Origin of the sequence: Actinomadura sediminis, assembly GCF_042675525.1 — a bacterium.
Taxonomy (GTDB): domain Bacteria; phylum Actinomycetota; class Actinomycetes; order Streptosporangiales; family Streptosporangiaceae; genus Spirillospora; species Spirillospora sediminis.
Genome location: NZ_JBHTJA010000178.1, coordinates 1 through 8,307, shown reverse-complemented (window position 1 = coordinate 8,307; position 8,307 = coordinate 1). Strand labels below are relative to the sequence as shown.

8 protein-coding genes and 1 pseudogene are annotated in these 8,307 nt (G+C 75.2%); 6 read left to right on the top strand and 3 right to left on the bottom strand.

The genetic code is table 11. The annotated features are described in order from the left end of the window. Positions 1–445: phosphorylase family protein (locus ACFQ11_RS36405; RefSeq protein WP_449193665.1), on the top strand; the 445-nt coding region annotated here is incomplete at its 5' end. 61 nt (positions 446–506) lie between these two features. On the opposite strand, the gene ACFQ11_RS36400 is transcribed toward ACFQ11_RS36405, so the two are convergent. The 3 genes from ACFQ11_RS36400 to ACFQ11_RS36390 form a co-directional block, all read right to left on the bottom strand. After that, positions 507–1,829, bottom strand: a complete 1,323-nt coding sequence (locus ACFQ11_RS36400; protein ID WP_378307276.1) for a hypothetical protein — start codon at positions 1,827–1,829, stop codon at positions 507–509. 63 nt (positions 1,830–1,892) lie between these two features. Further along, positions 1,893–3,710 carry an ABC transporter ATP-binding protein gene (locus ACFQ11_RS36395; protein ID WP_378307274.1) on the bottom strand — a complete coding sequence of 606 codons (1,818 nt, stop codon included), beginning with the start codon at positions 3,708–3,710 and terminating at the stop codon, positions 1,893–1,895. Beyond that, a complete protein-coding gene (locus ACFQ11_RS36390) occupies positions 3,707–5,596 on the bottom strand; it encodes an ABC transporter ATP-binding protein (protein WP_378307278.1) in 1,890 nt (629 codons plus the stop codon). The genes ACFQ11_RS36395 and ACFQ11_RS36390 overlap by 4 nt, the downstream gene beginning before the upstream one ends. Positions 5,597–5,784: 188 nt before the next feature. Here ACFQ11_RS36390 and ACFQ11_RS36385 point away from each other — a divergent pair, with 188 nt between their 5' ends. The 5 genes and pseudogenes from ACFQ11_RS36385 to ACFQ11_RS36365 all read left to right on the top strand — a co-directional run. After that, on the top strand, positions 5,785–6,474 hold the full coding sequence (locus tag ACFQ11_RS36385) for a TIGR03085 family metal-binding protein (RefSeq protein ID WP_378307272.1): 690 nt from the start codon (positions 5,785–5,787) through the stop codon (positions 6,472–6,474). Between the two features lie 252 nt (positions 6,475–6,726). Further along, complete coding sequence (locus ACFQ11_RS36380; protein WP_026405868.1) at positions 6,727–6,933, top strand: cold-shock protein; 207 nt, start codon at positions 6,727–6,729, stop codon at positions 6,931–6,933. Positions 6,934–7,065: 132 nt separating this feature from the next. Continuing rightward, on the top strand, positions 7,066–7,443 hold the full coding sequence (hisI, locus tag ACFQ11_RS36375; RefSeq protein WP_378307270.1) for a phosphoribosyl-AMP cyclohydrolase: 378 nt from the start codon (positions 7,066–7,068) through the stop codon (positions 7,441–7,443). Beyond that, positions 7,440–8,102: a TIGR02234 family membrane protein gene (locus ACFQ11_RS36370; protein WP_378307268.1), complete on the top strand. Its 663-nt coding sequence runs from the start codon at positions 7,440–7,442 to the stop codon at positions 8,100–8,102. The genes hisI and ACFQ11_RS36370 overlap by 4 nt, the downstream gene beginning before the upstream one ends. Next, a pseudogene (locus ACFQ11_RS36365) lies at positions 8,099–8,307 on the top strand (winged helix-turn-helix transcriptional regulator); the annotation flags it as partial. The gene ACFQ11_RS36370 and the pseudogene ACFQ11_RS36365, both read left to right, overlap by 4 nt.

Genomic DNA, 8,307 nt, shown 5'->3' with positions numbered 1-8,307 from the left:
GGTGGGGTTCGGCGGCGCGCTCGACGCGCGGCTGCGCCCCGGGGACGTCCTGGTCGCGGGCGAGGTGCGCGGCGCCGGGCCGCCGGCGCCCTGCCACCGGCCGGAGGCGCTGGCGCGCGAGCTGGCCGCGGAGCTGGCCGGGACGGGCACCAGGGTGCTGCTCGGACCCCTGCTGACCTCCCCGGGCGTCGTCGGCGGCGCCGGACGCGCGCGGCTGGCCGCCCGGGGCGCGCGGGCCGTCGACATGGAGACGGCGGTGCTGGCGGCGGCGGCCCCGGGCCATCCCCTGGCGGCCGTCCGGGTCATCGTGGACGGGCCGCGCCGGCCGCTGTGGAGCCCGGGAACGCTCGTCCGGGGCGCGGCCGCCTGGCGGACCCTGGCGCGCGTCGGCCCGGCCCTGGAGCGCTGGGCGGCGGCACCGGACGGCCGCGCCGGCGCCCCCTAGCGCGCCGGGCGGGCGCCGGGCGGGGGGAGAGCATGGTGGACGCGGGGATCAGACGCGGGGATCAACCGACCGCGCGGGCGGCCGCGGCGGCCCGCACCTCGGGTTCCTCGGCGACGTCGTGATGCAGGCGTTGCAGGCGAAGGCGGGTGTCGCGGGTGAGCGGCGCGGTCCGCGCGGCCTCCTCGCGGACCTCCGACTCGCAGTCCCACAGCCCCTCGACGGCGTAGGACTCGGCGGTGTGCGGCGCGGTGCGGGCGAGCGCGGCCAGCAGACGCGGCCGCAGGTAGGCGTAGGTCGACTCGGTCCAGGCGGTCTTCAGCAGCGGGACGGCCTCGCCGGCGCGCAAGCGGCCCAGGCCCTCGACGGGACTCGCCGCCCCGCCCCATTCGCGTTTCTCGACCGTCTCCCGCAGGTCGTCCATCAGAAGGGGGATGTCCCGCCGGGTTCCGTGGCGCGCGAGGATCCGCAGCCCCACGTCCGCGCACCCGCCCTTCGCGGCGGCCCACGCGCGCGCCCGCGGCAGCGTCTCCGGCCCGTACTGCGTCAGCGCGCGGCACACCGCGGCGCCGAACCGGCCCGGACGCTCCGGCAGCATCTCCTCGGCGAGGTCGAGCAGCGCGGGCGTCCGCCGCCGGCCCAGCTCGAAGATCGCCGGGATCGCCTCCGGGCCGCGCCGCCGGGCGAGCTCGAGCAGCTCCGCGTCGGTGCGCGCGGCGAGGTCCGGCCCGTCGCCCGCCGGGCCGCGCCCCCCGCCGGCCGGCGTCGGCCGCACCGGGAAACCGGCGGCCCGCGCCCGCGCGCGGTGCAGCGCGCGGTTCCGCGCCCGCTCCCGCACCCGGGCCAGCGCCTCGGCGATCCGCGGCCGCCGCGCCGCCCACGCGTCGATCACCGGGTTCTGCTCCGCCGGGACGAGCTGCTCGAGGTCGCCGTCGTCGCACCGGGCCGCGACGACCTCGTCCAGCCCGAGCGTCAGCGCGGGATCGCCCAGCTCGATCAGCTCGACCAGCGCGTCGAACCAGTGCGCGCCCTCCTCGGCGTACCGGCGCAGCGGGGCGGCGGCCTCCCGCCGGCTCAGCCGCACCAGGTCCGACAGCACCTGCAGCGCGAGCTGGACCCGCCACGGGTCGTCGTCGACATGGTCGGACGGATGGAACAGATGGTCGGCCACCGGCCCCGCCGGCAACTCCAGATCCACCAGCAACCGGGCGTAGTACAGGCCGCGCGACTCGCATTGCGGGTCCCAGCGCGGATCCCTGCGGATGCAGTCGTAGACGTACTCGCCCGAACCGGGCCTGTCCGCCGCGCGGCGCGCGGCCCTGCCGAGTCCACGCTGCAGCTGTCCGTGCAGCGTCCTCGCCGATTCCATCACGACCTCATTGCTCACCTCAGCAGAATGCGCACTGGACCAGATATCGGGCAAGTGCTTTACCGCAGGTAGTCGTGTCCGTCACAGCCCGCGCTGCGCCGTCCAGGAGGCGTGCAGGTCCGCGTAGACGCCCGGCCTGGACGCCAGCTCCGCGTGCGGCCCCCGCTGGACGATCCGCCCGGCCTCGAACACGAGGACCTCGTCGGCGGTCTCCGCCGTGGACAGGCGGTGCGCGATGGAGATCGCCGTGCGGCCGCGCGTCACGCCGTCCAGGGCGCGCTGGATCCGCACCTCCGTCGCCGGGTCGACCGCCGACGTCGCCTCGTCCAGCACCAGCAGGTCCGGGTCGGCGATGTAGGCGCGGGCCAGCGCGACGAGCTGCCGCTCGCCCGCCGACAGCGACTCGCCGCGCTGCCCGACGGGCGTGTGCAGGCCGTTCGGGAGCCCCTCCAGCCAGTCGGCCAGCCCCAGCTCCGTGAGCGCGCGCGCCAGGTCGTCGTCCGTCACGTCCGGGCGCCCGTAGCGGATGTTGTCGGCGAGTGACGCGTCGAACAGGAACCCGTCCTGCGGCACCATCACGATCCGCTCCCGCAGCGACGAGAACCGCACCCGGTCCAGCGGCACCCCGTCCACCAGCACCCGACCGGACGTCGGGTCCATCAGCCGGGTGAGCAGCTTCGCGAACGTCGTCTTGCCCGATCCGGTCTGCCCGACGATCGCGACGCGGCTGCGCGGCGCGATCGTCGCGTCCACGTCGTGTAGGACGGGCGGCCCGCCCGGGTAGGCGAACCCGACGGACTCGAACCGCACCTCGATCGGGCCGCGCGGCAGCGTCTCGCCGTCCTCGCCCGGGTCCGCGACGTCCGGGACGACGTCGAGCACGCCCAGCACCCGCCGCCAGCCGGCGATCGCGTTCTGCGCCTGGTTGAACACCTCGGTCGCGGTCTGCATCGGGCTGACGAACAGCGTCACCAGGAACAGGAACGCCACCAGCTTCCCGGCCGTCAGGTCCCCGGCCACGCCCAGCAGCACCCCGGCGACGACGACCGCGGCGGTCGCGACGGCCGCGGCCAGCTCGCTCACCGGGAACGTCAGCGCCACCATCGCCTGCGCCCGAGTCTGCGCGACGCGGTGCGCGTCGACCGTCTCGTCCACGCGCCGCCCGGTGCGCTCCTCCACGGCGTGCGCCCGGATCACCGGCGCGCCCACCACCGACTCGCTCACCGCGGCCAGCAGGTCGCCCATCCGCTCCCGCACCCGCATGTACGCCGCGGAGATGATCCGCTGGAAGCGGCGCAGCGCGAACGCCAGCGGCAGGAACGCCAGCCACACCAGCAGCGCGAGCTGCCACGAGTACACCAGCATCAGGGCGCTCGCCACGACCAGCTGCCCGATCGAGACGATGAACATCAGCCCGCCCGACTGCATGAACTGGCTGATCTGGTCGACGTCGCCCGTCACCCGCGACACCAGCGACCCGCGCCGCTCCCCGCTCTGGGTGAGCATCGACAGGTCGTGCACGTGCCGGAACGCCTTCACGCGCAGGCTCGCCAGCCCGCCCTCGGACGTCTTGTAGAGCCGCACGTTCATCAGGTACGACGCCACGGCCGTCACCAGCACCGCCACCGCGCACACCAGCACCGCCGTGCGGATGAACCCGATGTCGGGCCCGCCCGGGTTCCCCAGGCCCTTGTCGATCGTCTGCTGGACGGCGATCGGCACCACCACGCGTCCCGCCGTGGCCACCAGCGCCAGCAGCAGCGTCACGGGCAGGCCCGCCGTGAACTCGGGGCTCAGCCGCAGGCCGCGCCGCAGTGTGCCGACCGCGCCCTCGTCCGTCGCGTCGTCGAGGCCGCGCGGGGCCCCGGCCGTCCCCTTCGGGGTGTTCAGAACCGTCATGCCAGGGCCTCCTCGCCGCCCTCGACGGCGCCGCCGTCCAGGTCCGTCCGCTCGCCTCGGGTCTCCTCGTAGGCGTTCACGAGGTCGCGGTAGCCCGGCGATGTCTCCAGCAGCTCGGCGTGCGTGCCGCGCGCCGTCACCCGTCCGTGGTCGAGGTAGACGACCTCGTCGGCCAGCGCGATCGTCGCCTTCCGGTACGCGACCACGACCACGCTCGAGCCGCTCCCGGCGCCCGCGCCCCGCTCGCGCAGGTTCTGCAGGATGCGCGCCTCGACCTGCGGGTCGACCGCCGACGTCGCGTCGTCCATCACCAGCAGCCGGGGCCGCCGGATCAGCGCGCGCGCCAGCACCAGGCGCTGCCGCTGCCCGCCGGACAGCGTCGCGCCCCGCTCGCCGACCCTCGTGTCGAGACCGTCCGGCAGGGCCGCCACGAACCCGTCGGCCTGCGCGAGCCGCAGCGCCTCCCAGACCCGCTCGTCCGGCGCGTCCATCCCGAGCGTCACGTTGCCGCGGACGGTGTCGTCGAACAGGAACGTCTGCTGCGGGACGAGCGCGACCGTCTCGGCGACGCCGCCGCGCCGCACGTCCCGCAGGTCGACGCCGTCCAGCAGCACCGAGCCGTCCGCCGGATCCACCAGCCGGACGAGCAGCGACGTCAGCGTCGACTTCCCCGAACCCGTCGGGCCCACCACCGCGATGGTGCGGCCCGGTTCGACCGAGAATGAGACGTCGCGCAGGACGTGCCGGGGCCCGGCCCCGTTCGCGTTTCCGTTCGCGCTCCCGTTCCCGCTTCCGTTCGGGCCTCCGTGCCCGTTCCCGCCGAGGTCGGCGCGCGCGTCGGCCTCGTACGCGAACCGGACGCCCCGGACCTCCATCGCCGCGGCCTTCCCGCCGGACCCGTCCAGCGCCGCCTCCCCGTACGGCAGCGACCCGGTCGCGTCCAGCACGCCCCGGACCCGCTCCCAGCCGACGACGCTGCGCGGCACCTCCGCCAGCACCCAGCCGAGCGCGCGGATCGGCCACGACAGCAGCGTGAACAGGTACGCCACGTGCACCAGATCGCCCGCGGTCATCGCGTTCGACTCCAGCCGCATCGACCCGATCAGCAGCACGGCCAGCACGCCCAGGTTCGGCAGCGCCTCCAGCACCGGGTCGAACAGGCCGCGCAGCCGCCCGACGGCGATGTTGGCGTCCCGCAGCTCGCCGGCCGCCGCCGCGAACCGCTCCGTCTCGGCGGCCTCCCGGCCGAGGGTCTTGACCACCAGGCCGCCCTCGAAGCTCTCGTGCGCCACCTCGCTGACCTCGGCGCGCAGCCGTTGCGCGTGCGTCGCCACCGGCGCCAGGCGCCGCTGGTACAGCACGTTGACCAGCGCGATCGCGGGGAAGACCAGGAAGCCGACCGCGGCGACCGCGACGTCGGTGAGCAGGATCGACACCGCGGAGATCACCAGCATGAACACCACGCCGACCGCCATCGGCAGCGGCGCGATCGGCGCCCACGCCGCCTCCACGTCGGCGTTGGCGTTCGACAGAAGCTGCCCGGTCGGGTGCCGGTGGTGCCACGCCAGCGGCAGCCGCAGGTACTGCCGGGTCACCTCGCGCCGGTACTTCGCCTGCATCCGGTACTGCATCAGCCCGGCGTAGAAGCGGCGCCCGGCCACGCCCAGGGCCTTGAGCGCCGCGACCCCGATGATCGCCGCCGAACCGGCCGCGAGCGCCCCCGCCGCGGGCCGTCCCTCCTCGAAGGCGGGCAGGACGACGTCCTGGGTCACGACGCCGAGCACCTCCGCCGTCGCCACGGTCATCGCGGCGTACAGCCCGCTGGCGAGCACCGACAGGGCGAACACCCGCGGCTCCGCCCGCACGGCGACCCACAGCACGCGCATCCCCTCCCGGAGGACGGACGGGCTGACACGTCTGGACGCAGGCGACACGGCGACTCCTCGATCACGGCGGGCGCCCGGGAAAACGCACCCCGCGACCGGGCGGCGGGGGACTGACGGGCCCGGATATTCCCTACCATGCGGATACGTCCCTTATTCCCGGCCCGCCGGGCGGGGCTTACGATCGTTCGATGCGAGGCAACGCGCAGGAAGGACCCGCCCGCCGCGAACGGCGGCTGCCGGCCGACGCGCTGGACGCGGCCGGTCCCGACGCCCCGACCCTCTGCGAGGGCTGGGACGCCCGGGACCTCGTGGCGCACCTGGTCGTCCGGGAGGGGCGCCCGGACGCCGCCGTCGGAATCCTGCTGCCCCCGCTGGGGTTCTACGAGCGGCGCGTCCGCGGCAGGACGGCGGACGTCCCGTTCGGCCGGCTCGTCGACCGATTCCGGCAGGGACCGCCGAAGTACTCCCCGTTCGCGCTTCCCGGTGTGGAGGAAAACGCCGGCGCCGTCGAGTTCTTTGTCCACCATGAGGACGTGCGCCGCGCCGGGGCGGGCGCCGGGCCCCGGGAGATCTCGCCCGATCTCGAGGAAGCCCTCTGGCGACGGATAAAAATTGCCCGCTTTGTCCTAAGAAATGTTCACGTGGAAGTAACGTTCGTCCGTCCCGACGGACGGGCCGCCCGCGTCTCGCGCGGACCCCGGGGAGCGCGCGGAGCCGCCTCCGGCGGCACGGGCGCGGGCACCGGCGGAGTGCGCGTGCACGGCCCTGTGGGCGAACTCGTCCTGTGGGCGCTCGGCCGCCGGGAGGTCGCCGACGTGCGCCTCGAAGGCGACACGGACTCTGTCAAGAGCCTGACCGAGACCGGTTGGAGTCTTTAACGGGCAGGTAACGGCAAGGTTCGCCGAGAGGAGAAACACAGGGCTTGCGGCTCCTCCGCTTTACGCGGAAGCGGTGATACGGTGGGACGGTCGGTTGCAGTCGTGGTTCTCGATCGTTTGTCAGACGCCCGCGGACTGATGGCAGCGGGCGTTTTGGCTTTTCCGGGACCGTACCGGGGGGCGAGGACGTACCGCAGCGACCGCGCCGGGCCCGCGAGGTGTGGGCCCGTGTTTTGCCGCAAGGAGAAAGACATGCCCCAGCAGGGCACCGTGAAGTGGTTCAACGCCGAAAAGGGCTTCGGCTTCATCGCCGTCGACGGCGGTGGGCCGGATGTGTTCGTGCACTACTCGGCGATCCAGACCTCCGGGTACCGCACGCTGGACGAGAACCAGCGCGTCCAGTTCGAGGTGACGCAGGGTAACCGGGGTCCGCAGGCCGACCAGGTCGTCCCCCTGTAACACCCGAAGTCGTACGTCAGGGCCCGTCGCCCCGCTCCCGGGACGGCGGGCCCTTTCGTGTGCCGACACGCCGCGCGCGTCCCGCCCGGGGGTCGTGCCGCGCACCGCGCCGCAGCGGGCACAATGGTCACCATGCCGGTTCCACCGTCCAACCTGGACCCCAAGATCGCCGAGCGCCTCAAGCGGAGCGCCGACGGTCTCGTCCCCGCCATCGCCCAGCAGTACGACACCGGCGAGGTGCTCATGCTGGCCTGGATGAACGACGAGGCCCTGCACCGCACCCTCACCACCGGCCGCTGCACCTACTGGTCGCGCAGCCGCCGGGAGTACTGGGTGAAGGGCGAGAGCTCCGGGCACCAGCAGTGGGTCAAGTCGGTCGCGCTCGACTGCGACGGCGACGCGATCCTCGTGAAGGTCGACCAGGTCGGCGCCGCCTGCCACACCGGAGACCGCACCTGCTGGGACGCCGACGTCCTGGACGCCGTCGTCGGGGAACGTCCCGGATCATGACCCCCGCGCGGGAACGCGGGCTCGCCGCCCTGCTGTGCGCCGCCGGAGCCGGGCTCGTCCTGCTCGCCGCCGGGCGGACCTGGGCGACCGTCACGGCCGACGGGGCCATCACCCCGTTCACCCGGGAGCTGACCGGCGGCGACCTCGGCGGCGCGCCCGGCGCCCTCGGCTGGGCCGGGCTCGCCGGCCTCGCCGCGCTGTTCGCCACCCGCGGCCGCGTCCGCGCCGCGGTCGGCGCCCTCATCGCGCTGTTCGGCGTCGGCATCGGCTACGCGGCCGCGACGGCCGCGCGCGGCTCCCACGTCGCCGCCGAGGCGGGCGACGGCAGCGCCCTGCTCCAGGTCGGCGCCGACCCGTCCGTGCACGTCAACGCGTGGTGGACGGTGTCGGTCGCGGGCGGCGCCCTGCTCGTCGCCGCCGGGCTGATCACGCTGCTGCGCGGCTCCCGCTGGCCCGGGATGTCCGCCCGCTACGAGCGCACCGGCCCCGGCGGGCCCGGCGCGTCCGGGGCGCGCCGCGCACCGGCGGGCGACGACCCGTCCGCGATGTGGAAGTCGCTCGACCGCGGCGAGGACCCGACCGACCCCGGCGGCGCCGACGAACCCCCGGCGGCCTCCCGGGACGGCGAGGGCGCGGCCGCCGGGAACGGCGGATCGTGAGCGCGGGCGGCGCGCGGCTCGTCCTCGTCGCCGAGCACGACGCCGCCGTCGCCGAACTCCAGCGCCGCTACCTCGCCCGCGAGGGGCTGCGGGTGCGGATCGAACCCGACCCCGGCCGGGCGGCCGCCGCGGCGGCCCGCGCGTCGCCCGACGCCGTCGTCCTCCACCTGGCCGCCGCTGCGCGCCCCGCCGACCTGTACCGCCG

What these genes read in the sequence shown, in the direction of transcription:
- ACFQ11_RS36395 (WP_378307274.1), bottom strand. Translation starts at nt 3,710, where the DNA reads ATGACGGTTCTGAACACCCCGAAGGGGACGGCCGGGGCCCCGCGCGGC.
- ACFQ11_RS36390 (WP_378307278.1), bottom strand. Translation starts at nt 5,596, where the DNA reads ATGCGCGTGCTGTGGGTCGCCGTGCGGGCGGAGCCGCGGGTGTTCGCC.
- ACFQ11_RS36380 (WP_026405868.1), top strand. Translation starts at nt 6,727, where the DNA reads ATGCCCCAGCAGGGCACCGTGAAGTGGTTCAACGCCGAAAAGGGCTTC.
- hisI (WP_378307270.1), top strand. Translation starts at nt 7,066, where the DNA reads ATGCCGGTTCCACCGTCCAACCTGGACCCCAAGATCGCCGAGCGCCTC.
- ACFQ11_RS36370 (WP_378307268.1), top strand. Translation starts at nt 7,440, where the DNA reads ATGACCCCCGCGCGGGAACGCGGGCTCGCCGCCCTGCTGTGCGCCGCC.
- ACFQ11_RS36385 (WP_378307272.1), top strand. Translation starts at nt 5,785, where the DNA reads ATGCGAGGCAACGCGCAGGAAGGACCCGCCCGCCGCGAACGGCGGCTG.